Origin of the sequence: Anaerotruncus rubiinfantis, assembly GCF_900078395.1 — a bacterium.
Classification (GTDB): Bacteria; Bacillota; Clostridia; order Oscillospirales; family Ruminococcaceae; genus Anaerotruncus; species Anaerotruncus rubiinfantis.
The window spans coordinates 1,559,585-1,585,436 of sequence record NZ_FKLA01000009.1; the positions used below are offsets into that span (position 1 = coordinate 1,559,585).

Sequence of the window (25,852 nt, forward strand, 5' to 3'; positions counted from 1 at the left end):
GGGGCTCATGGCATGGCCGGATCTGGAAGCGTGCCAGGACGCGCAGACCGTATCTCGGAAACAGACGGTGCGGGCCATGGGGGAAGCCGGGATGCCCATAGAACATCTGCGGATGCCGCTTCGGAAGTTTCGGAAAGCAGCGGAGCGGATGAAAAGCGGGAAAGAAGCGGGCCTTTAAAAAAATCCGCGAATCCGCGGCGGCGGATTTGCGGATTCCTTTTATTTCACGAGTTCGTAGGTTATGATAACCGCCAGAAACAGGATCGCAAAGAAGAGCCACGGACGCTGCGCGTAGTGGTCGATCAGCCGTTTAAAAGGGCTTTTCTGTTTGGTGGTATTGCTGTAATCGATGTTGCTCCGGTAGCCCGTGTTGCCGCCGGCATGCGATTTTCTTTTCTTGTTCGCCAATCTAATCACCTCTTGTATTTAGTATAACAAAAGGCGGACAAGAACACAAGTGCCGCAGGCCTGTGTGAAGAGGAAAAAATCAGCAGAGTTTGCGCAGGGCTTCCTCGAATAATTGCATGTGCAGCGCTTCGTCGAGCGAAATTCGCTCAAGCATCTGTGAAACATACGGGTCGCGAATTCGCTGTGCTGCCCGCAGATAGCCTTCATAAGCGGATTTTTCCCCACGGATGTCGCAATGCAGCCCGGCGCGCAAATCGCTGGTGTAGTCGAGCATCCGCGCGTTCCACATCGGGCAGGCTGGCGGGCAGAGCGCTTGGTATTTTGGGTCGCCGCCAAGCAGTACGATAAGCTGTCCCAGAATATCCAGATGCTTCATCTCCACCATCGAAATCCGCAGAAGCAGCCGCGCCAGCTGCGGGTCCTGCGGACGGAAAACCCAGCTCTGATAAACATATTGGGCAATGGCGCCGAATTCCCCGGCCGAAGAGGCGAGTGAAAGCGAGAGAATCTGCGCGTAATTCTGGTTTGGCGCAGAAACTGCGACCGGCGGGTAAGGCGCCGGATTGGAAACCGAAATCTCGTTGCTCATCAAAAGACACCTCCCAATAGATGACATAGTCATATCTATTCGGGGGACTCTGAAAAGATGTAAACGAAAAATGCGCCCGCATCCGATACGCCCGCAGCCGTGAGCGGATGGAGTCTTTTCTTGTGAAAAGATGATAAAATACCGGTGTGGATTTGTGGCAAAGAGCAAAGATTATGTGTGACGCTTGACAGGAGAACCTTGTCCATGGTATTTTTTAAGTAGAATATAAACGTTTATAAGCGGTTGGGAGATGGTGAGTGATGGCGACAATCAAGGATGTGGCAAAATTGGCGGGCGTTTCGATCTGCACCGTTTCCCGCGCGCTCGCGGATAAAAACAATATCAAGCCCCAGACTCGGGAACGGGTTCTCTCGGCGGCGCGTGAGCTGGACTATAAACCGAATTTTTCGGCGCGCAGCCTAAAAATCGGCAGCACCAACACCCTGGGGTTAATCGTGCCGGATATCACCAACCCCTATTATCCGAAGGTGGCCAAAAGCATTGAGGAATATGCCGGCAGGCAGGGGTACATGATCCTTCTGTGCAATGCAAATGAAGAGCTGGAAAAGGAAAAACGCCTGGTCGAGACGCTTAAAAAGCGCAATGTCGATGGGGTGATTGTGCTGCCCTGTTCACAGCATATCGATCACATTCAGAGCCTTGAAAAGTCCGGCATCCCATATGTGTTTTTTAATCGAAGCTTTTCAGGCGAGCGTCATTGTATTCCGAGTGACAACTATTACGGCGCCTATACAATGACCAAATATGTGATTGAAAACGGCCATAAGAAGATCTGCGCGGCTTTTCTCAGTTTCGACAACCCGATCTATCAGGAACGTTACGAGGGGACGCTGGCGGCTCTGCGGGAGCACGGGCTTCAGGCCTGCGCGGAGCAGTTCCTCTTCAATGTCAGGAGTATCCAGGATTTTTATAAACGGATGCTGGTGCTTTTGGGCCAACCCGACCGGCCGACTGCCTTGGTGGCTGCCAACGATATGCTTTGTATTGGCGCCTACAGCGCGGCGAACGCCTGCGGGCTGCATGTTCCGGAGGATCTTTCGGTCACGGGATACGACAATATCCAGTTTGCCGAGATGATGATGCCGCCGCTGACCAGTTTTTTGCAGTCGGAGGATGAGATGGCGCGGACGGGTGTGGACTATCTGCTGGAACTCATTGCAGGTGAACAGCCCGAACCGCCCAAACAGCTGCGCGGCAGGATCATTGTGCGGCGTTCGGTCTGCGGGCCGAAGGGATGACGAACTGCAAAAGTCTGGTTCCTTTTACTACAAATCGGAGCGAAAGTTTGTAAAAAACAGAAAAGATCCGTAAAATCTGTTGACAGTGAAAATCGGCTGTGGTATCTTTTAGAAAACAAATTATAAACGTTTATATTTTGGAAAAACGACAAAAAGTTTTATAAGTTGCAATTTAACTTGCAGCTTTATTTTTCAAAATGAATTATAAACGTTTATAATTCAAAGGATGCAAGTGAAGAAAGGCGGATGATCAACAATGCTGGAAGGCGTAAAGATCCTCAGTTTCACACATTACCTGCAGGGCCCTTCGGCCGCACAGGCTTTGGCGGACCTCGGCGCGGACGTCGTCAAGGTGGAAGCCTGCAAAGGCGCCTATGAACGCGGCTGGTCCGGCTGCAACACCTACAAAAACGGCGTCAGTGTTTTTTATCTGATGGCCAACCGCAATCAGCGCGGCATCGCGCTCGACCTCAAATCTGAGGAAGGCCGCGAAGCGATCTACACTCTCGTACGGGAAAAAGGTTACGACGTGATCCTTGAAAACTTCCGCCCGGGCGTCATGGATAAGCTCGGACTCGGTTATGAGAAGATGAAGGAGATCAATCCCGGCGTGATCTACTGCTCCTGCACCGGGTACGGTTCAAGCGGGCCAAAAGTCAAAAAACCCGGCCAGGATCTGCTGATCCAAGGTATGAGCGGCCTTGCGGCGCTTGCCGGCCCGAGCGATCATCCGCCCATGCCGACGGGTACCGCGCTGGTCGACCAGCATGGTGCGATCCTCGCGGCGCTTGGCGTTGCGGCGGCGGTTTACGACCGAGACAAGACCGGAAAAGGCCACCGGATTGAAGCGAGCCTGCTCGGCTCAGCACTCGATCTGCAGATCGAACCCATCGGCTATTACCTCAACGGCGGAACCCTCACCCCGCGCACCGATACCGGACTTTCCACCCGTATTCACCAGTCGCCCTACGGTATCTACCGAACGGCGGACAAGTATATCACCCTTTCGCTCACCTCGTTTGAAAACCTTGAAAAGGCATTTACCCCCGGCGCGCTCGCGGGCTTCAGCGCGAAAGACCAGATGGACAACCGGATCGAGTTCGATAAGGTCGTCTGCCAGGAGCTGCTCAAGCGCACAACCGCCGAGTGGATGGAAATTTTTGAGGAGATTGGCATCTGGTACGCGCCTGTAAACGAATACGACGACGTGCTCAAGGATGAACAGGTGATCTACAATCAGGCGTTCATCACGATGGATCATCCGGTTGCTGGGAAGGTAAAAGTGCTTGGCCACGCCAACCACTACGACGGACAGCCGGTCCCGCTGCGCCGCCTGCCTCCCGAACTTGGGGAACACACCGCTGAACTGCTGCGCGAATGCGGATATTCGGACGAAAAAATCCAGGAACTGGTTGCCCAGGGAAAAGCCGTCGCGGCAGAAGGGACCCTTTAAAAATAGTCGTACCCGCTGTATGGACTACTTACAGTGATAAGAAAAGGAGAGAAAGAAAATGAAAAAACTACTTGCAACGCTTCTGACCGGTGCCATGATTCTTGGGACCCTTGCGGGCTGCGGCGGTTCCAGCGAAAGCTCCTCCGCCCCCGCCGGCAGCACTGCGGCTCCGGCTGCTTCAAGCGCCGGCTCGAAAGACACGCCGGCCGCGGATACCATCACCATCAAAATGGGCATGGTCGACCCGGACGGCAGCAACTTCCACAAAGGCGGCCTTGCGATTGCCGAAGAGGTGAAAAAAGCCACCGACGGCCGGATTACCATTGAAGTTTTCGCGGGCGGCCAGCTCGGCAATGAACGCGATATGTATGAGGGCGCCCAGATGGGGACCATCGACATGTTCACCGCGTCGAACGCGGTGCTCACCTCCTTCATCCCTGAGATGGCAGTGCTTGACCAGCCATTCCTCTTCAATGATGCGGATGAAGCGCACCGGGTGATCGACGGCAAGGTTGGCGGCCTGATCGCGGAAAAAACCGCAGCGCAGAAAGTCCACACCGTCGGCTGGATGGATGTTGGGTTCCGCAATGTTTTCTCCACCCGCCCGGTTGAGACGGTTGCGGACTTCAAAAACCTGAAGATCCGCACGATGGAAAACGATTTGCACATCGCCGCGTTCAACGCGCTGGGCGCAATCGCAACCCCGATGGCTTCGGGCGATGTTTTCACCGGACTGCAGCAGGGCACGATCGACGCGGCTGAAAACGCGGTCGCGAACCTGATCGCCAACCGTTACTATGAGATCACCAAGAACGTCACCTACACCAACCACGTGTTCGGCTTCATGGGCGTGTTCATGTCCGACAAGGCATGGAACCAGATCCCCGAGGATCTGCGCGACGCTTTCCTCACGGGTGTGAAAGCCGGCGCGGATCAGCAGCGTCAGTTCCTGGTAGAAGCGAACGAAGCTGCCGCGAAAGAGCTGGTTGACCTGGGCGTCAACTTCTATGAGATCCCGATGGATGAAATGCGTGTGCTGGTCGAACCCGCGATGGAGCAGTTCTCCGACCGTATGGACCCGGCTTGGGTAGAAGCAATCGAGGCCGATAAAAACGCCGCGTAAAGCATAGCGTCCGTTTTCTGTCGGACGGTTCCGGCCGGGAGCATCCTCCCGGCCGGAGCTTTAAGGAGGGATTCATATGAAAAAGGTATTATCCGGGCTGCAGAAGATCGAAGATTTTATTCTGGTAGCCGCTTTTGTGGTCATGGTGCTTTCCGCGTTCGCACAGGTGGCCAACCGCAACCTGTTCCACGTGGGGATCTCCTGGTTTGAGGAGCTCGCGCGGTACTGTATGGTCTATATGGCGCTGCTTGCCGCCGAAGCCGGTCTGCGGGACGGCACCCAGATTTCAATTACCGCCATCACCGATAAGTTTCACGGCCTCGCGGGAAAACTGCTGCGCGCCGCAGCGAAGCTGGTTGTCATCCTCTTTGCGGCGGTTTGCTTTTTCAATTCTTTTACCATCCTGCAGACGCAGATCTCTTCGGGACAGGTTTCGCCCGGCCTGCATCTGCCGATGGTCGTTCCGTATTTCGCGCTGCCGCTCAGCTTCGGCATCATCACAGTGGTGCAGTCGGCTTCGCTGGTGATGCTGCTGCTGGATAAAACGGCAAAGGCCCCGGAAAAGGAGGAAAACGCATGACTGCCCTGGTCCTGTTTGGAACCTTGATTCTGATGCTGCTCATCGGCGTGCCGATCTCCGTCTCGCTCGGCGCTGCGACCATGGTGTCCCTGCTCACAGTCGACGTGCCGCTCGCGGTGATCCCGCAGCGGATGTTCACCGCGCTCGACTCTGTGTCAATCATGGCGATCCCGTTTTTTGTGCTTGCGGGGAATCTGATGACCGAAGGCGGCATCTCCCGAAGACTGGTTGATTTCTGCAACAGTATCATTGGAAATGTCCGCGGCGGCATGGCTTATGCGATGGTTCTGGCCTGCGCCTTTTTCGCCGCGCTTTCCGGTTCAGCGCCCGCCACTGTGCTTGCTATCGGCGGTATGCTTTATCCGGGTATGATCCGCATCGGCTATCCACCCGCTCGCTGTGCCGGCCTGCTGGCTGTCTCGGGCGGACTTGGCCCAATCATCCCGCCATCAATCATTATGGTCGTCTACTGCACGATTACAAACAGTTCGGTTGGTGACATGTTCAAGGGCGGCATTGTCGCGGGCATTATGATCTCGATCGTGCTGGTCATCCTCTGCATTATCTATGCAAATAAGGAAAAATGGCCGAAAAATACCGTAAAACTTTCGGCTGGGCAGCTTTTTCGCAGCTTCTTCAGCGCGCTGCCCGCATTGCTTTTGCCGGTGATCATCCTGGGCGGAATCTATTCCGGTCTCATGACCCCAACCGAATCCGCCGCCGTGGCGGTCATCTACTCGTTTATTGTAGGTGTCTTTGTCTATAAAGAAATCCGCACGGAAAACCTATATCGCATCCTGCTGGAATCGGGCAAAAGCAGCGCGATGATGCTCTTCATCATTGCGACCTCGACCGCGTTTTCGTGGCTCTTCACCTTCTCGGGCATCTCCGGGCAGATGGTGGATGTGATCGTTTCGATGCATCTGGCTCCGTGGCTGTTCTGCCTGATTGTAGCGCTGATCCTTCTGGTATTTGGCACCTTCCTCGAGGGTATCGCGATCTGCGTGCTTCTGGTGCCGGTGCTCTGGCCGATCGCGCAGAGCCTGGGCGTACATGCCATCCATTTTGGCATGATTATGTGTACTGCGATCGTCATTGGCAATATGACCCCGCCGGTCGCTGTCAACCTGTTTGCGGCCGCGTCGGTTTCGAAGCTCAAGATGGGTGAAATTGCAAAAGGAGAGCTGCCGTTCTTCCTCGGGTTTGTGGGCGTGTTTTTCCTGTTTGTGTTCATTCCCGGGCTGAGCACGCTGCTGATTGGATAGCCAGAAAACAAATTTGGAGGCAAACCCCATGCTTGAGGGTATGAAGGTTCTTAGCTTTGTCCATGGACTTTATGGCTGCGGTGCAAGCCAGATTTTGGCTGATCTTGGAGCTGATGTGGTGCGGGTCGAATGGGATCCCGAAAACCGTGGACGCCCTGGCAGCGATTACCGGAAAAACGGAGAAGGTATCTTCTTTCTCCTGACCGGACGCAACCAGAAAAGTTTTGCCGCCGACCTTTCGCTGCCGGGAGGCCGCGCGGCGGTGGTTCGATTGCTTGAAGAGTACGATACAGTGATTGAAAACTGTCCCCCGGGTTTCCTGGCAGGGCTTGGGCTCGGATATGAAACGCTCCGGACACGCTTTCCGAGGCTTGTCTGGTGTTCCTGTACCGCCTATGGAAACGGCGGCCCGCGTGCGGGGGAGGTGGATGATGAACTGCTCATGCAGGCTGCCAGCGGGCTTGCCTGGCTCAATGGTCCGGGCAGCAAACCGCCGGTGCCGGCAGGTGCGGCGCTCATCGAGCAGCACGCGGCGTCGCTTTTAGCCCTGGGGCTTGTGGCTGCGGCACGTGACCGGGACCGCACCGGAAGGGGGCACCTGGTCGAAACGAACCTGCTTTTGGCTTCACTCGATATGCAGATCGAAACGGTTGGTTACTATTCAAACGGTGGACGCTTTATCCCGCGGGTGGACACCGGCCTTTCGACCCGTATCCATCAGTCCCCTTACGGCGTTTACCACACAGCGGACGGATACATCACCGTTTCGCTGACCCATCATGACCGGTTGAGCCAAATTTTTACGCCGGGCGTAATGGATCGCTTCACCGAGCGGGACGCGATGGAGAACCGCGAGGAATTTGACAAAGTGGTCTGCGAGGAACTGAAAAAGCGTACGACCGCCGAATGGATCGCACTGTTTGACACGCTCAAAGACATGTGGTATTCCCCAGTGAACGAATATGAGCAGATGCTGCGGGATGAGCAGGTGATCTATAACCGTCCTTTTTTGCAGATGCAGGTTCCTGAGGCGGGGAAGGTTCAGGTTTTGGGGCATCCCAACCGCTATGACGGGGAAAACCTCCCGCTGCGCAGTACGCCGCCCGCCTTTGGGGAGGACACCGGCACGCTGCTGCGCCGGTGCGGATACACAGAAGAAGAAATCGAAGCGCTGGACCGAACAGGGACGGTGCAAATCCATCAGGAAAAGAAGGAGTAAATATGGAATATCAAAATAAAATGATTCTCGTGGAGAAACCCGCGAAGCATGTCGCGCTTCTGACGCTTAACAACCCGCCGCTCAACCTTGTAACCTTGGAATTGAGCGCGGAACTGCGCGATACCCTCTTTAAACTCGAACGGGACGACGAGGTGCGCGTCGTGGTGCTGACCGGTTCAGGCCAGCGTGCTTTCTGCGTCGGCTCGGATGTCAAGGAGTTTCCCCAGGTCTGGGACGATGTCATCGGCAAGAAGCTGCAGAAGGAGAACGAAACCTTCAATGCGATTGAATTCCTTGAGAAACCGGTGATTGCGGCAATGGAAGGCAATGTTTGCGGAGGCGGCTATGAGATGGCCATGGCCTGCGACCTGCGGATTCTTTCGGAGGCGGGACGTATCGCGCAGCCAGAAATCAACCTCGGTGTCTTTCCTGGCAGCGGAGGGCTTTTCCGCCTGCCGAAGCTGGTCGGCGCATCCAAGGCAATGGAGATGATGTTCCTTGGTGAATTCATCGACGCGCCCGACTGCCTGCGCCTTGGACTGGTCAACCGTCTGGCGCCCGCCGGCGAGGTGGTCAGAACCGCGCTGGAGATGGCCGCGCGTATCGCTGAAAAACCGTTTGAAGCGGTCAAACTTATCAAGAAGGGCGTGCGGGAGATCGGTATGGTGCCGACCGCGGAATGTTTCTATAAAAATCTCGACTTCAGCAGGACGATTTTCCAAACGCCGGACTGCGCGGAGGGCGTGGATGCCTTCTTGCATAAGCGTTCGCCGGAATTTCAATAAAAAGACGCAGGACGGCGTTCAGAGAGCGAGGAACTACTTATGAACAGACTGGCAACGGATGTGCTGATTGTCGGCGGCGGCGGCGCGGCTGGCCGGGCGGCCATCGCTGCCGCCGACGCGGGAGCGGATGTGCTCATCGCCACCAAAAAACCGCTTGGACTTGGCGGGACAACCACCTATCCGGTGGCGGAAATGGCCGGCTACAATGCGGGCAACCCTGCAAAACCCGGCGATGTCGAACGGCATTACCAGGACATCGTCGACGCTGGCCAGGGGATGGCCGATCCCAGGCTCGCCGCTATTCTGGCGGAAAACGCGCCGCGTACGGTGGCCGAGCTGGAAAAATGGGGCGTAGCTTTCGACATGGAAGGGGACGATTATTATATCTTCCAAAGCTGTTTTGCCAGCGCCCCGAGAACCCATGTCATCCGTGGGCACGGCGATCCGATCGTGCATGCCATGATGCAGCAGATCGCCTTGCGTCCGAACATCCGGGAGCTCAGTGGGATTACAATTGTGGAATTGCTGATGCGTGACGGCGTCTGCCGCGGCGCCTGGGGGGTGGACAAAGCGGGCGGCTTCGTACGAATAGACGCGGGAGCGGTGGTGCTTGCGACTGGCGGAGCTTCCCAGGCGTTTGAAAAAAACCTGAATCCCGGCGATGTAAGTGGGGACGGTTATCTGCTTGGCTACGAAGCCGGAGCGGAGCTGATCAACATGGAGTTCATGCAGGCGGGTCTGGGGATCTCCCACCCGATTACGAATATCTTCAACGGCTATATCTGGGCCGCGCATCCGCGTTTACAAAATGGTAGGGGAGAAAGTTTTGTGGAAAAATACCTCCCTGCCGGTATGCCCCCGGAACATGTTATGGATGAGCACCGGCGGCATTTTCCGTTTTCTTCGAGCGATGACTCGAAATATCTCGAAATCACCATCCAAAAGGAGATCTGCGCGGGAAATGCCTGCGCGCACGGCGGCATCTGCGCGGATCTGACCCACATGACAGACGCCTATGTGGACAGCATCCCGGACGACTGCGGGCTGCATCATATGTGGCGGGTCGCGCGCGATCACATGCGCGAAAACGGACTCGACCTTTTAAAACAGACGGTGGAAATCTCGGTCTTTGCACATGCTATTAACGGCGGCGTGCGTATCAACGAGCGCTCCGCCTCAAGCCTGCCGGGACTTTACGCGGCAGGGGAGGTGGCGGGCGGCCCGCACGGCGCCGACCGTTTGGGTGGAAATATGATGGTTACCTGCCAGGTATTCGGAGAAATCGCCGGACGCAGTGCAGCGGAGTGGGCCCGCGGACAGAAAGGGCTGGCGGTGGATGCGGGAAAGCCTTCGGCGGCGCTTGAGGGGATCCTGCATAAACGAATCGATACCAATGCGATGATTGCGCACATGCAGAAGGTGAACCAGAAAAACCTTTTGGTTTGCCGCAGCGAGAAAAGCCTGGAACGTGTGCAGGAGCTTGTGCAGGATCTGCTGCGCGAGATTGAGCAGGCGCCCACGCAGGACGCGGTTCGCATGGACAATTTCCGCCTTTACAGCATGCTGGTTTCCAGCGGCCTGATGGCACAGGCCGCGCAGGGCCGCAAGGAGAGCCGGGGCGCGCATTTCCGCGAGGATTATCCGCAAACCGATTCCGCGCTCGGGAAGCCTGCCGTGCAGAAAAAGAACACCTGATTCTTTTTTCGCTTTCTTCTTATCTATCTTCATAAGGACTGGACGGCGGCAGAGATATGCCGCCGTCCAGTCCCGTTATTGCAGAAGAAAATTCCCGTCTGCGCGGGGAGCGGTTTCTACAATAAAAAGGGCGGGCAGCCTGAGCTGCCCGCCCTTTTTTTGTTTTAATAAGAGGACCCGGTGCGGATATTCAGAGGCCGAGGTAATAGCCTTTATTGAGAAATTCCTCGGTCTGGCGCAATGTTTCGAGCGCACCGGAGTAATCCTGCAGCGCGACTGCCGCAGCCAGATAGTTGGTGAGCGACATCGGCGCGACGAACGAGTTTTTGAAGGAGACGCCGCCCACGCTGCACGGCAGGAACACGTCGCCGTAGCTCTGGACGGCCGCGTAGTTCTGGCTGGTGAAAAGGATCACTCTTACCCCCATGTTTTTCAGCCACAGGATCAGGTTTGCGGCAGTTTTTGAATAGCGGGGGAAGAGGTAGGCAATGCAGATATCCTCGCTGCCCGCGCCGACCATCTCCTCCGGAAAGATCATACCGATCGACTGAATCAGCTTGACGCCGGGACGGATCTGGCCGAGCCGGGAGGTCATGTAGTGGGCCAGCGCAAATGAACTGCGCATCCCCAGAACATAAATATTTCGGGCGGAGGCAATCATGTCAATGGCCTGCCTGAGACTGTCCTGCGAGATGTTCGAGAGGGTGTTGGTGATATCGGCAATGTCATTTTGTACGGTGTCCATCAGGAGTTTATCCCGGTTGATCGAGTCGCGCTTGCTGGTAAACCGTTCGGGCAGACTGACTTTGTCCATGATGGAGCTCTGGACGTCCTTCTGCATATCGGAATAGCCGCTGTACCCGAGTTCCCGGGCGAAGCGGATGATGGTGGTGGTACTCACGCCGATTTTTGTGGCAATATCGTCAAGGGTATTGAAAGCGATCATATCCATATGCTCCATCGCATAATGCGCGACAGCCTTCTGGGAATGGGTGAGCGTATCGAATTTGCCGGAAACTTTGCCGGAGAAATCGGGCATGGGTACCCCTCCCTTTCGGTGGAATTGTTGGAAAATTTGGAATTTATGGGAAAACATCCGCAGGACAGGTCACGCCCCAAAACGATCCGTTTTGGGGCGTGACGGGATAATCGGAAATTTTAGAAGCGGACAAGCCCGGTGATATCGGTCATATGGCAGCCGGGGGTGGTGTCGCAGGCGCGCATCAGGAAATTGAGTTTGTCGATGCGCTCGCCGGAACGCGGCGCGCCATTCTTCTGGATGGGCACTTCGAGGCCGACCGAGAAGTCCATGACGATATCGCCGACAACGCCGCCGGCGCGTCCGGACGGAACCGAGATCATGCCATGCTCCTTGGCGAACGCGTGTGCGTCGAGCGCCTCGGTGATGGTGCCGATCTGGTTCGGCTTGAGGATGAAGCCTTCCACCGCTTTGGTGTCATAGGCGCGTTTCAGGCGTTCCGGATTGGTGACGATCAGGTCGTCGCCGATGATGATGGTGCGTTTGATCTGTTCGACAGCCTTCGGATAGTGTTCCCAGTCGTTCTCGTCGAGCAGGTCCTCGATGAAGACGAAGTTGTATTTTTCAGTGAGCGCTTTGGTATAAGCGATCAGTTCGTCAGCGGTGATGCGTTTGTCCTTCATCAGATAGGTGTTGGTTTCAGCATCGTAAACTTCACTCGAAGCGCAGTCAAATGCGAACGCGACCTTGTCGTGATAGCCGCAGGCGTCAATGGCTTCCTGCATCAGGTCGAGGACGACCTCGGGATCGTTGGACGGAGCAGCCCAGCCGTAGGAACGGGCGACCTGCGGGTCCGCGCCGAGGAATTTCTTGAGGATCACGCCGAGCTTATTGAACACCTTGACAGCGATCTCGACCGCCTCGTAGATGTCCTTCGCTTTGTAAGGGACGATCAGGAATTCATTGAAAGCGAGGTGTACGTCGCCGTATTTGCCGCCGTTGATGACGTTGAAGGACGGAACCGGGACGGTTTTGATGTCGCGGCCGCACAGATACCGGTAGGTCGGCATTTTGGCAGCGGCGGAAGCGGCGCGCAGAACGGCCGCGGAAACCGAATAGATGGCGTTGCCGCCGAGTTTTTCTTTATTGGGAGTACCGTCGAGCGCAATCATCTTCTCGTCGATCGCGCGCTGGTCGGTGACGTCCATGCCGATGATGGCCGGGCCGAGGATATTTTTGACGTTGTCGACCGCTTTGTGCACGCTCTGGCCGTCATACTCGTTGGGATCGTTGTCGCGCAGGACATATGCCTCGTACATGCCGACCGAAGAACCGGTCGGGGCGCTGGCGGTACCGATAAACCCGTCGTCGGTGACGACATCTACTTCGACCATCGGACGGCATTTGCAGTCGATGATCTGACGGGCGGTTACACTTTTAATTTTGGACATATCAAAATTACCTCCATCGTATTCTAACTGGGTGAAGCCCGCCCCGGCAGCAGCGGTCAGGGCGGGTACAGAAAATGTTTATTTCTCGAGCTTCGGAACGTACATGACGTTGAAGTCGCACAGGTTGGTGCCGGTGTTGCCGGTAAAGACGGTGTCGCCGATCGCGTCGAGCGCCTCATAGGCTGCGTGGCCGCGCAGGGAAGCGTAGATATCGACGCCCTTTTCGAGCGAGGTTGCATAACTCTGGGAGTCGGTGATGCCGCCGGCGATCGGGGCGGTGCCGTCGGTGCCTTCCGAGTCGATCGAAAGCAGGCAGCTGCCCGGGGCCTTCTGTGCAACGAGCGCGAAGCTGAGGGTCTCTTCCTGTCCAGGTCCGCCATGACCGGTGATGGTGGCGTTGTCGAGGATCTTGGTGGTCGCTTCGCCGGAGGAGAGCAGGACGCACGGCGCCTGGATCGGATTGCCGTAGGTCTGGATCTCACGCGCGATCGAACCGAAGATTGCGCCGACGTCCTTCGCCTCGCCTTCGAGGAAGGAGGTCAGGATCATGGCATTCAGACCCATTTCTTCCGCGACTTCCTTCGCATAGATGCAGGAATCCGGCAGAGTGTTGAGCAGGAAATAAGTGTTGTTCGGGAACGCCTTCGGGGTTTCGCCCTCTTCGCCCACATTCATAAGGTACTCGACAACCTTCTTGGGCAGACGATCCTCGACGCCGTAGTCGCGGATGACGCGGCGGGCTTCTTCGAGGGTGGTCTGGTCAGGTCCCATCGGGGTGCCGCGGTATTTGGCGTAAGGGATACCGATGTCGCCGGTGGCGGGGGAGGCGACCGCATCGGAGATGCCGAAGCCGATCAGCTCGCTGCCGCGCGCTTCGATGCGTTTGGCGAGCATACCGCCGTTCATCTGGGAGATATGGCGGCGGATGGCGTTGATTTCAAAGATGTTCGCGCCGGATTTGAGCATGACGTCGGTGACGTCGATCTCATCCTGCAGGGTGAGACCCTCGATCGGGCAGCTCATCAGCGCGGAGCTGCCGCCGGAGATGACCACGATGAACAAATCGTCCGGACCGGCGTTGTCGACGATGTCGAGGATCTTGTGGCAGGCGCGCAGGCCTTCCTCGTTCGGGAGGGGATGCCCGCCGACATAGACTTCGGTCTTGCGGAATACATCGGTCGGTTCGCTGATCTTGACGATCGCGATGCCGCGGGTCAGATGGTCGCCGAGGACTTCGTCAACCGCCATTGCCATATGGTTGCAGGCTTTGCCCGCGCCGAGCAGGTAGACGTTCTTCTTTTTGGAAAGATCCCAGGACTTGGTTCCAATGTGAAGGATGTCGCCCTCCATGTGCATGATGCTCTTGATACGCTGGTAGCTGTCAAGCCGCTGAAGGGTTTTTTCGGTGATATCCAGGACGATTTCCCTGGACTTCACATCGCCGTGGGAAAGGATGTCTGCGCGGTTACGGATTTTCTGACTCATAATGACCTCCTGATCTTCAATTGTTGCTTGTTATTCTGATGGTGATGGCCTCTGGAATGTACTATTTACTTCTTAAAGTATAATAAGCTACAAAACGCCTGTCAACCATCCCCCGGTTTCTTTTGAAAAAGATCGAATCTCAAAATTATTTTTCGCAAAATGAGAACTGTGTTTCAGTTTTTTATCGGATTGGACCTGCAAATTTGGCAGTGATGCACAGAATCAAAATAATATTGACTTCCTGAATTTGGCGTGATATCCTCAATGTAGTAAATGAAACAATCTGTTCCACGCAAAATTTTGGCGCTGTCGTTTAAGCGTTCATTTAATTTTGGTACATCCATTAACCGAACTAAATTTTGAGAGGAGATACAAAAAATGGGACACAAGACTGAATTCCTTTATCTGTCCGAGCCTGACCTGATTAAAGTTGGCGTACTTGATGAGAAACGCTGCGTAGACGTTTCCGAAGAAGTTTTCAAACTTCTTTCCGAGGGTGACTACCTGATGGGTGGCCCGAATCACAACAGCCATGGCATGGGCATCATCTTCCCGAAAGCGGAAGACTGCAAATTCCCGAATATGCCGGTTGCAGGTCCTGATAGACGTTTCTTCGCAATGCCTGCGTATCTCGGCGGCCGTTTCGACTGCTGCGGTGTGAAATGGTATGGCTCGAATGCTGCGAACCCCGCACGCGGCCTGCCCCGTTCGGTTCTGACTGTTCTGCTCAACGATAAAGACACCGGCGAGCCGCTCGCATTCCTGTCCGCCAACCTCATCAGCGCGATGAGAACCGGCGCTGTTCCGGGCGTTGCGGCGCGTTATCTGGCCCGCAAAGATTCCGAAGTTGGCGTTATCGTCGGCTGCGGCCCGATCAACAAATCCTGCTTCCGTTCGATCATGCCGCAGGTTCCTTCCATCAAGAAGGTTTACTGCTATGACCTGTTTGAGGACAAAGCGCAGGCCACCGCGGACTGGGTCAAAGAGGAATACGGCGTGGAAGGCGTTGTCGCCACTTCTCTGGAAGAAGCTGTCCGCGCCGGTGATGTTATCACTGTTGCCGCTTCCCGTCTGAAACCCCTCATGTTCGACAGCTCCTGGGTCAAGAAAGGCTCGACCATCCTGTTCTCCGGTCCTGGAAAGGGCGACGAGAAGTTCTGGACCGATGCGAAGATCATTTATGACCACATTGGCCTGCACGAAGCTTATGTTGAGGAAGCGATCGCTTCCGGCGACAAAGCGGGTTATTATTCCGGCGTTATCGGCGGACCGATCTACACCCTGATCGACGAGGGCAAGATCCAGCCGCTTAAGGAATCCACCAGTATCGGTGATGTTGCCCGCGGCATCAAATCCGGCCGTGACAATGACGATCAGGTTATCGTCTTCGTTGCCTGCGGTATGGCGGTATTCGATGTAGCGTGGAGCTATGACCTCTACAAGAAAGCCCAGGAGATGGGCGTTGGACAGACGCTGAAGATCTGGGATGACCCGCACTGGAAATAATTTAATTGCTGAAACGGACGGAGCGAAAGCCCCGTCCGTTTTTTACTGCCAATGCTCCGCTTGTAAAGTTTTCTGGTTTCGATTAAAATAGCAGTATCCGCAGGAAAGGACAGAAATGATATGCCGCTTACAAAAGAACGGGAACTGGTCGTAAAGCATCTGCAAAAACTTATCTCTCATGGGCTCACCAAAGGCACCGGTGGGAATATCAGTATTTTTAACAGGGAAGAGGGCCTTTTGGCAGTTAGTCCGAGCGGGGTGGAATACGAAACGCTGACGCCGCAGGACATCTGCGTGATGGAGCCGGACGGAAAGTTGGTGGAGGGCAGGTGGAAACCGACCAGCGAATGGGACCTGCACCGGGTCATCTATGAGGAGCGGCCGGACGTGAACGCGGTGGTGCACACCCACAGTACCTATTCGTGCATCCTGGCGTGTCTCAATATGGGGATCGAGCCGTGCTCCTATCTCATCGGATACGCGGGAGGCGATGTACGCTGCACCAGGTACTGTACCTTCGGCACGCCGGAGCTGGCCCAAAGCGTCCTCCAGGGCATGCGGGAACGCAACGCAGTCCTGCTCGGCAACCATGGCCTGGTGGCCTGTGGAAAGGATATCCGGACAGCTTTTGACACGGCGGAAGAGATTGAATTCTGCGCGGAGATCTATTATAAAGCGAAACTGGTGGGAAATCCAGTCATGCTCACCGATGCGGAGCTGGCCGCAGTGCTCGAAAAGTTCAAGACCTACGGCGCCCACCCGGACAAGCCTGCGGATTGAAGGCCTGTAGGATAGAGATGGCAAAAAGGAGCCGCCATCTGGCGGCTCCCGATTTGGGTGATTGCTATTGACGGTAATCGTACAGGATCGAATCATCAACCTGGAGCATCAGAGGGACATATCCCTGAGTGCTGGTTTCAATCCGGAGAACGGCTGTGAATACCGATGCGGCGTTTTCTCCGGATGCGGTGAGCCGTTCAAAGCGCTGGGTGAACGTATAGATATCTCCGTTGTGGGTCATCTCGAGGCTCTTCTGATCAAAATGGACGCTTTGCGGGCTGAACGCCGCGGCCTTCACCATCTCATGCGCGTAGACGACAGCCTGTTCATCCTGTTCGCTGGATGGCTTGCCGGCGTCGGACAGTCCGGGCAGGAAACCGGCTGCGGGCAGCAGGCGCGGGACAATCACCACGCAGGCCGCCGCAAGGACCAGCATAACCCCCAGGATGACCAGCCATTTCGGACTGCGGCGGGACGGGGAGTTCGGCTCTTTTGGCTGTTTTTCGTCTTTGTTTTGCTGCGGGACAGGCTGTTCATAATAGTCCGCATCGTCAATATGCACGGTAAAGGGCTTTGAGGGAGAAAATAGATCAGATGAACGGACGGCGGATTCGCTGGCCTGGAAGGTCACCGGTTCGTCAGCCCGGAAAGCTGCCGGTTCATCGGTGGCAAACGGCGCTGGCCCGCCGGTGGGAAAAACGGAGGATGCGGAAGATAACTCCTCCGAATCACCGGGAACAGGCGGCAGGTCGTCAAGGTCAAAATCCGGGACAAAATCGGATTCCAACCCGCTGGAGGAGATAGAAAAAGCAGCGGCTTTTGGCGGACCGGACGGCCCGTCTGTTTCGGGTTCAGCATCGTCGGACGACTTGAAGTCCCGTTGATAGAGGCAGCCGACGCAGACATCCGCGATGCTGGTTTCAGGCAGCTCGCAGCCGCAGATAGCGCAATGCCGCTTGGGGTTTTCCAGCTGTTCGATGGCATCCAAAGGATCGATAAGGCTCCCGCAATGCATGCAAAAGGAACTCTCGTCGGGGATGCTTTTGCCGCATTTTGGACAGGTCATAAAAGTACCTCCTGACAGCCGCGCGCGGCGGGAAAATCACTTCCAGGATTTGGGCTTCAGGAATTCCTGGATCAGGGACGAATCCGGAACGAGCTCGCTCGCCATGTGGAAGAAATGGCTGGAAGCGGCCATCATCCGCTGGATGATGGGGGTATAAGGCGAATCCGGCGTGCAGGCGAGCAGCATGCGGACCATCTCGTCATGATAGAGATAGGGTTCGTAGTTGTGGGTGGAGTTGATATGCAGGTCGGCGTATTTGCGGAACGGCCGGATATACAGGTCCTCGCCGCGCAGGACGTAATCCCACATTTTGAAGGTGTCCTCAGCCAGCGTGCTGCGGTAATAAAAATCGCGTATAACCCGCCGGATGAGCCGCAGGTCGCGTGCGCAGAGCAGGATGTTTCCCTGTCCATCAACAAAGTCGCTGTGGACGCTGATATAGATTTTCATACAGGAGAAGCCTTCGACACTTTTAAAAATCAGAGGATTGAGCGCGTGGATGCCTTCAATGATCAGAAAGGTATGCGGGTCGCAGGTGAGGTTGATCGTTTCAGCGGCGCGCCGCCCGGTGGTGAAATCGAAGATAGGGAAATTTGCATGACCCTCGCGCAGCAGGCGCTGCACCATCTCTTCAAAACAGGAGATGTCCAGCCCTTCGACCGCCTCGTAATTCTGATAGCCGTCGCTCCAGCGGGGAAGTTCTTCGACATTTTTGTAGAAATTATCCAGCGAAATGCGGTTGACCTTCTGTCCGCGTGCGGTCAGTTCATCCGCGATCATTTTTGCGCTGGTGGTTTTTCCGGACGCGGACGGCCCGGTGATCAGCAGGATGTAGATGCCGTCGCGGATTGCCTGGTCGCAGACCTGAGCGATTTTGCCGCGGTATTCCGCCTCGGCGCGGGAAACTTCCTGCATGGGATTTGAACGGATGATATTCGATGTTTTGTCAACGGATACTTTATCCATAATCAGGCTGTATTTCAAAGCGTAGCCCCCTTGTATAGATTGATCTGATCAGTTTGCGGCCCCGATAACCGCTTTGCGGCGTTTGATGGGAATTTCCGCCCGGGCAGCGGCCCATCTTGGCCTCATGATATGCCGGATAGGCGGCGCTGCCCGCCAAAGGCGGGCAAACAGCGTGCTTTATTGTACTGCAAGAGCGAAGCGCTCAGTGAGGTCCCTCAGGCCGGGTACCGGCGCATCTGCCTGGTCATAAATCGGGACAATGGCCGCTCTGCGGTTATTGTACCACATCCGGACCGGAATGAACAATGCGCGCTGCGCAAGTTTTACAAAAGGTTCAGATTTGTGGGAAAAACCGGAGCGCCATTTCGAGCGGCTGTGTCAAGCGGATTTTGCCTTGACAATCCGGCCGCGCACCTCGTCTTCGAGCGTGCGGAAATCCTCTTTGGAGAGCGCGGAGGTGTCGACCGGCGGCAGAATCCGCACCCGGACCACGGCGGGCCTGATCCACATGCGGTTCGCCTCCATTACGCGGTAGGAGCCTTCGATGCAGACTGGCACGATGGGAACGCGGGTCTTTTGGGCAATTTTGAAACCGCCCGCTTTGAAATCCCCGACCTGGTCGCCGCGGCTGCGGGTGCCCTCCGGGAAAATGATCATCGAATGCCCGTCCCGAAGGTTTTGGGCGGCTTCCTGGAGCGCCATTGCGGAACGGCGGGGATTATCCCGGTCGATGAAAACGCAGCAGAGGTATTTCATCCAGACGCGGACAAACGGGAGTTTTTGCAGCTCCTTTTTTGCCACGACCCCATGCGGCCGGTCAAGGTTGCACAGCAGGATTGGGATATCAAAATTCCCCTGATGGTTGCTCACGAAAAGCACTGGGGTATCCGGGATGTTTTCTTTGCCGGTCACCTCCACCGTAACGCCTGCCAGACGGAGCAGTGCGGACATCCATCCGTAGACTTTGCGTCCCACAAAATCATCGCGTTCGATGATTTTTCCGGCGTCGTTCAGCCGTTTTGCATAAAGCATGGCGGGCACCAACTCGACCAGTGTAACCCAGAAATAGAGAAACCAGATAACTGTCCGCATCTTTGAGAACCTCCGGCTTTTTTTATAAAGATATGCTTTTCCCATTATATCTTTACAGCCGGAAAATAGCAAGCAGGGACAGCTTTGATGGATAAAATCCGCAGGAAGAAGGAATTTATTTTGGAGGAGAAGATAGAGCTGAAAAGCTGCCGGCTTTGTCCGCGCGCGTGCGGCGCCGACCGGACGGTGGATTTGGGATTTTGCGGGGGAGGCGGACAGGCGCGCATAGCGCGGGCGGCGTTGCACCCCTGGGAGGAGCCCTGCCTGAGCGGGACGAATGGCTCGGGGACGGTGTTTTTTTCAGGGTGCCCGCTTCGCTGCTGCTTTTGTCAGAACTACCGCATCAGCGCGGAAAACTTTGGGAAGGAAGTTTCGGTTGGCCGGCTTGCGGAGATCTTTTTGGAACTGCAGAAAAAAGGCGCGCACAATCTGAATTTGGTGAGCCCGCTGCACTATGCACCGTGGGTGCGGCAGGCGTTGCTGCTTGCGAAGCCGGAACTCAAAATCCCGGTTGTCTGCAACACCGGAGGCTATGAAACGCTCGAAACGCTCCGACTGCTTGATGGGCTGATCGATATCTACCTGCCCGATCTCAAATATGCGGATACAGAACGTGCGCGGCGCTATTCAAAAGCGCCGGATTATTTTTCTGTCGCGACGCAGGCAATCCTCGAGATGTTCCGGCAGACCGGCCCGGTACGCTTTGGTGCGGACGGCCTGCTCAAAAGAGGGCTGATCGTGCGCCATCTGGTGCTTCCGAAGGGCAGGATGGACTCGATGCGGGTGCTCGAATGGATCAAAAAGCACCTGCCCGAAGAGCAGGTGCTGGTAAGCCTTATGAGCCAATACACGCCGTTTTACAAAAGCGCGCAGTTCCCAGAGCTCGGACGGCGGGTGAGCACTTTTGAATATAACAGTGTGCTGGATTATGCGGAGGAGCTGGGGCTAAAGGGATTTATGCAGGAACGCAGCTCCGCCAAAGAAGAATATACGCCGCCATTCGATCTGGAAGGGGTGTGAGGGGGTACACGACACGACCTCAGACCGAATGGGCGGCGGCGACACGGCGGCTCTGGGGATGCGGCTCTGGACGAACCGCCCGTACAGGCCGCCTGCGGCGCACACGGATAAAGAAACGCTGATGGCTCAGATGAGAGGCGAACAGTGCGCACCCTGAAAAAAGGATGAGCTGCAGCAAAAGCTGCGGGAAATTGATGCTGCCGGTTTCCCAGGCGCCAATCGAACCGATCAGGCAGAATACGGCGACCAGAACCATAACCTGGAACAAATATCGAATCAGTTGAACCAACTTCATAAAAAATCCCTCCAGCTTTGCCATGTTGTCATAAAGGCTGTCCACAACCTTATGTTTATACTATATTACAACCATTGGTTGTTGTCAAGCGAAATTACAACTATTTTTATGATTTTATTGACAATTACAACTTTTGCGTGTATATTATACCCAGAGGATAAAATACATTGAATAGAAGTTGGAGGCAGCGATGTTTTCTGATCGTTTGAGAGCCCTGCGCCGTGAGCGCAGGATATCTCAGGTATCTCTGGCCGAAACACTCGGCATCAGCCAGCAGGCGGTCGGTAAATGGGAGACCGGCCGTTCAACCCCGGACCCGCGGACTTTGCGCAGGCTCGCGGATATTTTCGACGTCACCACCGATTATCTTCTCGGGCGGGAGGATGAACTGCATCCCGCGGCCCCCTGGCCCTTTGTGAATGAAGCGCAGGTACCGGTGATCGGCACCGTCAAGGCCGGCTACGGCGCGCTTGCTTTTCAGGAAGACTACGGGACCGAGCCGGCGAATGTCAAAAACCCGGACAACTATTTTTACCTGATTGTCACCGGTGACAGCATGGAGCCGCGTATCCGAAGCGGCGACCTGGCGCTGGTGCATAAACAGCCGGATGTGCAGAGCGGGGAGCTTGCTGTGGTGCTGGTGGACGGGGAGGAGGGCACCCTTAAAAAGGTCATCAAGAAGGATGGCGCGGTAATTTTACAGCCGTTCAATCAGGCATATCAGACCCAGATCTATATGGGGGAGGAGCTCAGCCGCATCCAAATCGTGGGGAAAGTGGTTGAAACCAAAACCAAATGGTAAAATAGGACAGGAAAGCAAAAAGCACAGGGTCCCGCGGCTGCGTGGCCCTGTGCTTTTTGCTTCTAACCAGCCGGAACGCCGCATAAGATTTTGATGGGACAACCATTTCGATCTTGGCGGGAAGGTGAAAAAATGAAAAAAATTGCGCTTGCGGGGAATCCAAACTGCGGCAAGACCACTCTCTTTAACATACTGACCGGCAGCCGGCAGCATGTGGGGAACTGGGCGGGCGTTACAGTCGAACGCAAGGAAGGGGAACTGCGCGCCGAAAACGGCCGTGCCGTGTTGGTCGACCTGCCGGGAATCTATTCACTCACGACCTATACGCTGGAGGAACGTGTCTCGCGGCGGTTCCTTTTGTCGGACGAGCCGGACGCGGTGGTGAGCCTGCTCGACGGCACTTCGATCGCACGCGGGCTCTATCTGACGCTGCAGCTTTGCGAAACCGGCTGCCCGGTCGTGTTGGCGATTGGGATGATGGACGAAGTGCGTGCCGCGGGTGGGAAGATTGATACGGAAATACTTGAAAAACGGCTTGACGTCCCGGTAGTGCCGGTCACCGCGCGCACCGGGGAGAATGTCTCGGTACTGGCCGAGACGGCCCTGGCCCTGCCGAAGGCGTCCGGCGCCTGCGTGCGCTACCACGGGAAGCTCGAAGGCGCGATTGACGAAGTGATCGGGATTGTGGCGGGGCCGGATACCGACTGGCGGCGGGTCCGCTTCGATGCGATCGGCCTGCTGGAAGGGGAGGCGGAGCCCGCCGGGCGGATGGGGCTGGACCGCGGGCAGCTTTTGCGGATTGCGCGGGTCCGGGAGCAGCTCGAAACGGCGTGCGGCGGCGCAGATATCCTGACCGTCGTGGCGGATGCCCGTTACCGTGTGATCGATGCGCTGGTGCGGGAGGCGGTCCGCCTGCCCGCGCCGGACGAGGACTCGCTGACCGCGAAAATCGACCGGATCGCGCTGCACAAATTCTGCTCCTACCCGATTTTTTTTGCGGTGCTCGCCGGGATGTTCGCCGCGAGCTTTGGGGGCGTAGGGCTTTCCCTCAAAGCGCTGCTCGAACATTTTTTTGCGTGGGCGTCCGGCTTTCTCCAGCACTGGCTGCCTGCGTTCGGGGTGGGTGCTCCGCTCACCGGGCTGGTCACGGGCGGCGTGCTCGGCGGGGTGGGGAGCGTGCTCACCTTCCTGCCGCAGATTGCAATTCTATTCCTCTGCCTGACGCTTTTGGAGGAGTGCGGCTACCTTGCGCGGGCCGCATTTTTGATGGATCTGCCGCTGCGCAGGCTTGGCCTGACCGGAAAATCCTTCATCCCGATGGTGATGGGGTTCGGCTGCACCACGCCCGCGGTCATGGCGGCGCGCACCCTCGAAAACGAGCACGACCGCCGGCTCACCATCTTCCTGACGCCATTTCTCTCCTGTGGCGCACGCTTTCCGATCTATGCGCTTCTGGCGGGGGTGTTCTTCCCGGCGCATCCGGGGGCTGCGGTGACGCTGCTTTACCTTCTGGGGATGCTGGTCGCGGGAATTTACGGCTATTTCCTGCGCAAAGGCCCGATGCGCGGGGCGCTGTCGCCGTTTCTGATGGAATTTCCGCCCTACCGGATTCCATCGTTGCAAAATGTCCTGCGCAACACGGCGGAGAAATGCGGCGACTTCCTGCGCAAGGCGGGGACGCTGATCTTTCTCCTGAGCGTGCTCATCTGGCTTTTCCAGCATTTTGATCCACGGCTCCAGTTTGTGCCGGACGGAACGGGCAGCCTTTTCGAGCGTGCCGGGCAGCTGCTGGCCCCGCTCTTTGCACCGCTCGGCTTTCGGAGCGGGGAGGCGGCCATCTCGCTGCTCGCCGGGCTCATCTCAAAGGAGGCGGTCGTCTCGACGCTGGGGGTCGTCTGCGGGGCCGCAGGGGACCCTGCGGCGCTGGCGGCGGGACTGCGGGGGCTATTTACCCCGCTTTCTGCGGCGGCGTTCCTGGCGTTCTGCGCGCTTTATACGCCGTGCATTTCCGCCCTTGCAACCATGCGGCGGGAGCTGCATTCCACCAAAGCGATGCTCGCAGCCGCTGCCGCGCAGCTGCTGATCGCCTACGGCGTGGCGATGGCGGTCTATCAGTTCGGGACGCTTTTCCAGAACCTGCTGCGGCTGTTCGGATAGACGCAAAAATCCCCCGCTGCCCTTTGGCAGCGGGGGAGATTTTATTTCGCGTATTCAATCGCGCGGTTTTCGCGGATGCAGTGGACTTTGATCTGTCCGGGATAATCCAGTTCGTTTTCGATCTTCTTGACGATATCGCGGGCCATGATGGCCATCTGGTCGTCCGAAACCACGTCGGGCTTGAGCATAATGCGGATTTCGCGACCGGCCTGGATGGCGTAGCATTTCTCGACGCCGTCGAAGGAGTTTGCGATTTCCTCGAGCTTCTCAAGACGCTTGATGTAGTTTTCGAGGTTCTCGCGGCGGGCGCCCGGACGCGCGGCCGAGATGGCGTCGGCGGCCTGTACCAGACAGGCGACGATCGTTTTGGGCTCGACGTCATTGTGGTGCGCCTCAATCGCATGGATGATATCCGGATTTTCCTTATACTTGCGCGCAAGATCGACGCCGATCTGCACATGGGAACCTTCGATCTCATGGGTCATCGATTTACCGATGTCGTGGATGAGGCCCGCGCGGCGTGCCTGCATTTCATCAGCCCCCAGTTCAGCGGCCATGATGCCCGCCAGCTGGGAAACCTCAATCGAATGGTTAAGTACGTTCTGTCCGTAGCTGGAGCGGTAACGCATCCGGCCGAGCAGCTTCACAAGTTCGGGATGCATGCTGTGGACGCCGCATTCGAGCACGGCGCGCTCGCCGTCCTGCTTGATCTTCGCGTCGATTTCGCGGCGGGCCTTCTCAACCGTTTCCTCGATGCGCGCGGGATGGATGCGCCCATCCTGGATGAGGCGTTCGAGCGAAACGCGCGCCACTTCGCGCTTGACCGCGTCGTGGCTCGAGAGGGTGATCGCTTCCGGGGTGTCGTCGATGATGAGGTCGACGCCTGTGAGGGTTTCGAGGGTGCGGATATTGCGGCCTTCGCGCCCGATGATCCGGCCCTTCATCTCGTCGCTGGGCAGCGGGACAACCGAAACGGTGATCTCCGCCACATAATCGGCCGCGCACCGCCCGATTGCCGTTGCGATGATCTCGCGGGCTTTCTGATCGGAGTCGTCCTTGAGCTGAGCCTCGTACTGGCTGATCTTCATCGCCTTCTCGTGGGTGAGTTCCCCTTCGAGGTTGGCAAGCAGATAATTCTTTGCCTGGTCGGCGGTGAAGCCGGAAATTTTTTCGAGCATGTCAAACTGATGGGTCTTGACCTGTTCGGCCTCTTGCAGCTTGACATCGGCTTCCTTCAGTTTATTCTGGAGGGTTTCTTCTTTCTTTTCGAGGTTGTCGAGCTTCTTGTCGACCGATTCCTCTTTTTGCTGGATGCGGCGCTCGAGGCGGGTGACCTCCGAACGGCGCTCTTTCATTTCCTTTTCATTATCCTGCTTTAGCTTGTAGATTTCATCTTTTGCCTCTACGATGGCTTCTTTTTTCTTGCTCTCTGCTGATTTGATTGCATCGCTGATAAGTCTTTTTGCCTCTTCTTCGGCGGAGCCCAGAGCGGCTTCCGCCGTTCTTTTTCTATACTGAACGCCCAGGAAAAAGAAAATAATTGCGGCGATAACAAACGCAACAATCCCGCAGATCACATAAGACATGATCCCTTCCACGGAAAATTTTGACCTCCTTTATGCAATTATCAATGTCCGCAATCCGCCGAAACGGAAAGTATATTTTCAGGCGCACGACAAAATTTCATGAAAAATACATGAATTATGAAGTACCATAAAACATATTGCATGACACTCCTATTTTATATGGATTGTGCATAGTTGTCAAGAAATTTTCATATTGACAGGACGTTTGGTTGGTGATAGTATTTTAATAATGACTCAATACCGCATAAAAAGCGACGACAGGGGACATTTTGGCGCACACGGATTCCCAGA

24 protein-coding genes are annotated in these 25,852 nt (G+C 56.1%); 14 read left to right on the forward strand and 10 right to left on the reverse strand.

Annotation, left to right across the window (positions count from 1 at the left end; genetic code table 11):
* Positions 1-7 precede the first annotated feature (7 nt).
* Positions 8-178 (forward strand): hypothetical protein, encoded by a 171-nt coding sequence (locus BN4275_RS17355; RefSeq protein ID WP_154018886.1) that lies wholly within the window; start codon positions 8-10, stop codon positions 176-178.
* Between the two features lie 41 nt (positions 179-219).
* Here BN4275_RS17355 and BN4275_RS12965 read toward each other — a convergent pair whose 3' ends face one another.
* Together BN4275_RS12965 and BN4275_RS12970 are read right to left on the reverse strand one after the other, a co-directional pair.
* Positions 220-408 carry a hypothetical protein gene (locus BN4275_RS12965; RefSeq protein WP_066458972.1) on the reverse strand — a complete coding sequence of 63 codons (189 nt, stop codon included), beginning with the start codon at positions 406-408 and terminating at the stop codon, positions 220-222.
* A 79-nt stretch (positions 409-487) separates the two neighbouring features.
* Positions 488-997 carry a ferritin-like domain-containing protein gene (locus BN4275_RS12970; protein ID WP_066458974.1) on the reverse strand — a complete coding sequence of 170 codons (510 nt, stop codon included), beginning with the start codon at positions 995-997 and terminating at the stop codon, positions 488-490.
* A 260-nt stretch (positions 998-1,257) separates the two neighbouring features.
* Here BN4275_RS12970 and BN4275_RS12975 point away from each other — a divergent pair, with 260 nt between their 5' ends.
* The 8 genes from BN4275_RS12975 to BN4275_RS13010 all read left to right on the forward strand — a co-directional run bounded on the left by BN4275_RS12975 (position 1,258) and on the right by BN4275_RS13010 (position 10,376).
* Positions 1,258-2,256, forward strand: a complete 999-nt coding sequence (locus BN4275_RS12975; RefSeq protein ID WP_066458976.1) for a LacI family DNA-binding transcriptional regulator — start codon at positions 1,258-1,260, stop codon at positions 2,254-2,256.
* Between the two features lie 256 nt (positions 2,257-2,512).
* The gene (locus BN4275_RS12980) at positions 2,513-3,709 is read left to right on the forward strand and encodes a CaiB/BaiF CoA transferase family protein (RefSeq protein WP_066458978.1); all 1,197 of its coding nucleotides are present in this window, start codon (positions 2,513-2,515) and stop codon (positions 3,707-3,709) included.
* A 58-nt stretch (positions 3,710-3,767) separates the two neighbouring features.
* Positions 3,768-4,832 (forward strand): TRAP transporter substrate-binding protein, encoded by a 1,065-nt coding sequence (locus BN4275_RS12985; RefSeq protein ID WP_066458979.1) that lies wholly within the window; start codon positions 3,768-3,770, stop codon positions 4,830-4,832.
* 76 nt (positions 4,833-4,908) lie between these two features.
* Positions 4,909-5,412 (forward strand): TRAP transporter small permease, encoded by a 504-nt coding sequence (locus BN4275_RS12990; protein WP_066458981.1) that lies wholly within the window; start codon positions 4,909-4,911, stop codon positions 5,410-5,412.
* Positions 5,409-6,677 (forward strand): TRAP transporter large permease, encoded by a 1,269-nt coding sequence (locus BN4275_RS12995; RefSeq protein ID WP_066458987.1) that lies wholly within the window; start codon positions 5,409-5,411, stop codon positions 6,675-6,677. Before BN4275_RS12990 ends, BN4275_RS12995 begins: the two co-directional genes overlap by 4 nt.
* 28 nt (positions 6,678-6,705) lie before the next feature.
* Positions 6,706-7,896, forward strand: coding sequence for a CaiB/BaiF CoA transferase family protein (locus tag BN4275_RS13000; RefSeq protein WP_066458989.1), 1,191 nt, complete (start codon positions 6,706-6,708; stop codon positions 7,894-7,896).
* A 2-nt stretch (positions 7,897-7,898) separates the two neighbouring features.
* Positions 7,899-8,681 carry an enoyl-CoA hydratase/isomerase family protein gene (locus tag BN4275_RS13005; RefSeq protein ID WP_066458991.1) on the forward strand — a complete coding sequence of 261 codons (783 nt, stop codon included), beginning with the start codon at positions 7,899-7,901 and terminating at the stop codon, positions 8,679-8,681.
* A gap of 39 nt (positions 8,682-8,720) precedes the next feature.
* Positions 8,721-10,376 carry an FAD-binding protein gene (locus BN4275_RS13010; RefSeq protein WP_066458993.1) on the forward strand — a complete coding sequence of 552 codons (1,656 nt, stop codon included), beginning with the start codon at positions 8,721-8,723 and terminating at the stop codon, positions 10,374-10,376.
* A 190-nt stretch (positions 10,377-10,566) separates the two neighbouring features.
* Here the strand turns inward: BN4275_RS13010 and BN4275_RS13015 are convergent, their stop codons facing one another.
* The 3 genes from BN4275_RS13015 to BN4275_RS13025 all read right to left on the reverse strand — a co-directional run bounded on the left by BN4275_RS13015 (position 10,567) and on the right by BN4275_RS13025 (position 14,291).
* Positions 10,567-11,415, reverse strand: coding sequence for a MurR/RpiR family transcriptional regulator (locus BN4275_RS13015; protein ID WP_066458995.1), 849 nt, complete (start codon positions 11,413-11,415; stop codon positions 10,567-10,569).
* A 119-nt stretch (positions 11,416-11,534) separates the two neighbouring features.
* Positions 11,535-12,806, reverse strand: coding sequence for a phosphopyruvate hydratase (gene eno, locus BN4275_RS13020; RefSeq protein ID WP_066458997.1), 1,272 nt, complete (start codon positions 12,804-12,806; stop codon positions 11,535-11,537).
* A 78-nt stretch (positions 12,807-12,884) separates the two neighbouring features.
* The gene (locus BN4275_RS13025; RefSeq protein ID WP_066458998.1) at positions 12,885-14,291 is read right to left on the reverse strand and encodes a glycerate kinase type-2 family protein; all 1,407 of its coding nucleotides are present in this window, start codon (positions 14,289-14,291) and stop codon (positions 12,885-12,887) included.
* 378 nt (positions 14,292-14,669) lie between these two features.
* Between BN4275_RS13025 and BN4275_RS13030 the strand changes: the two genes are divergently transcribed.
* Positions 14,670-15,797, forward strand: coding sequence for a tyramine oxidase subunit B (locus tag BN4275_RS13030; protein WP_066458999.1), 1,128 nt, complete (start codon positions 14,670-14,672; stop codon positions 15,795-15,797).
* A 120-nt stretch (positions 15,798-15,917) separates the two neighbouring features.
* Positions 15,918-16,577 carry an L-fuculose-phosphate aldolase gene (locus BN4275_RS13035; RefSeq protein WP_066459002.1) on the forward strand — a complete coding sequence of 220 codons (660 nt, stop codon included), beginning with the start codon at positions 15,918-15,920 and terminating at the stop codon, positions 16,575-16,577.
* A 64-nt stretch (positions 16,578-16,641) separates the two neighbouring features.
* Here BN4275_RS13035 and BN4275_RS13040 read toward each other — a convergent pair whose 3' ends face one another.
* The 3 genes from BN4275_RS13040 to BN4275_RS13050 form a co-directional block, all read right to left on the reverse strand.
* Positions 16,642-17,643 carry a zinc-ribbon domain-containing protein gene (locus BN4275_RS13040; RefSeq protein ID WP_066459003.1) on the reverse strand — a complete coding sequence of 334 codons (1,002 nt, stop codon included), beginning with the start codon at positions 17,641-17,643 and terminating at the stop codon, positions 16,642-16,644.
* Between the two features lie 36 nt (positions 17,644-17,679).
* On the reverse strand, positions 17,680-18,627 hold the full coding sequence (locus tag BN4275_RS13045) for a uridine kinase family protein (RefSeq protein ID WP_066459006.1): 948 nt from the start codon (positions 18,625-18,627) through the stop codon (positions 17,680-17,682).
* Between the two features lie 360 nt (positions 18,628-18,987).
* Positions 18,988-19,701, reverse strand: a complete 714-nt coding sequence (locus BN4275_RS13050) for a lysophospholipid acyltransferase family protein (protein WP_066459008.1) — start codon at positions 19,699-19,701, stop codon at positions 18,988-18,990.
* An 87-nt stretch (positions 19,702-19,788) separates the two neighbouring features.
* Between BN4275_RS13050 and BN4275_RS13055 the strand changes: the two genes are divergently transcribed.
* Positions 19,789-20,721, forward strand: coding sequence for a radical SAM protein (locus BN4275_RS13055; protein ID WP_066459010.1), 933 nt, complete (start codon positions 19,789-19,791; stop codon positions 20,719-20,721).
* 19 nt (positions 20,722-20,740) lie between these two features.
* Here the strand turns inward: BN4275_RS13055 and BN4275_RS13060 are convergent, their stop codons facing one another.
* Entirely contained in the window at positions 20,741-21,016 is a 276-nt protein-coding gene (locus BN4275_RS13060) for a hypothetical protein (RefSeq protein WP_066459012.1), read from the reverse strand.
* A gap of 190 nt (positions 21,017-21,206) precedes the next feature.
* Here BN4275_RS13060 and BN4275_RS13065 point away from each other — a divergent pair, with 190 nt between their 5' ends.
* Both BN4275_RS13065 and feoB read left to right on the forward strand, forming a co-directional pair.
* Positions 21,207-21,818: a LexA family protein gene (locus tag BN4275_RS13065; protein WP_066459014.1), complete on the forward strand. Its 612-nt coding sequence runs from the start codon at positions 21,207-21,209 to the stop codon at positions 21,816-21,818.
* Between the two features lie 132 nt (positions 21,819-21,950).
* Positions 21,951-23,975: a ferrous iron transport protein B gene (gene feoB, locus BN4275_RS13070; RefSeq protein WP_066459015.1), complete on the forward strand. Its 2,025-nt coding sequence runs from the start codon at positions 21,951-21,953 to the stop codon at positions 23,973-23,975.
* 41 nt (positions 23,976-24,016) lie between these two features.
* On the opposite strand, the gene rny is transcribed toward feoB, so the two are convergent.
* Positions 24,017-25,561, reverse strand: a complete 1,545-nt coding sequence (gene rny / locus BN4275_RS13075) for a ribonuclease Y (protein ID WP_066459016.1) — start codon at positions 25,559-25,561, stop codon at positions 24,017-24,019.
* Positions 25,562-25,852 lie beyond the last annotated feature (291 nt).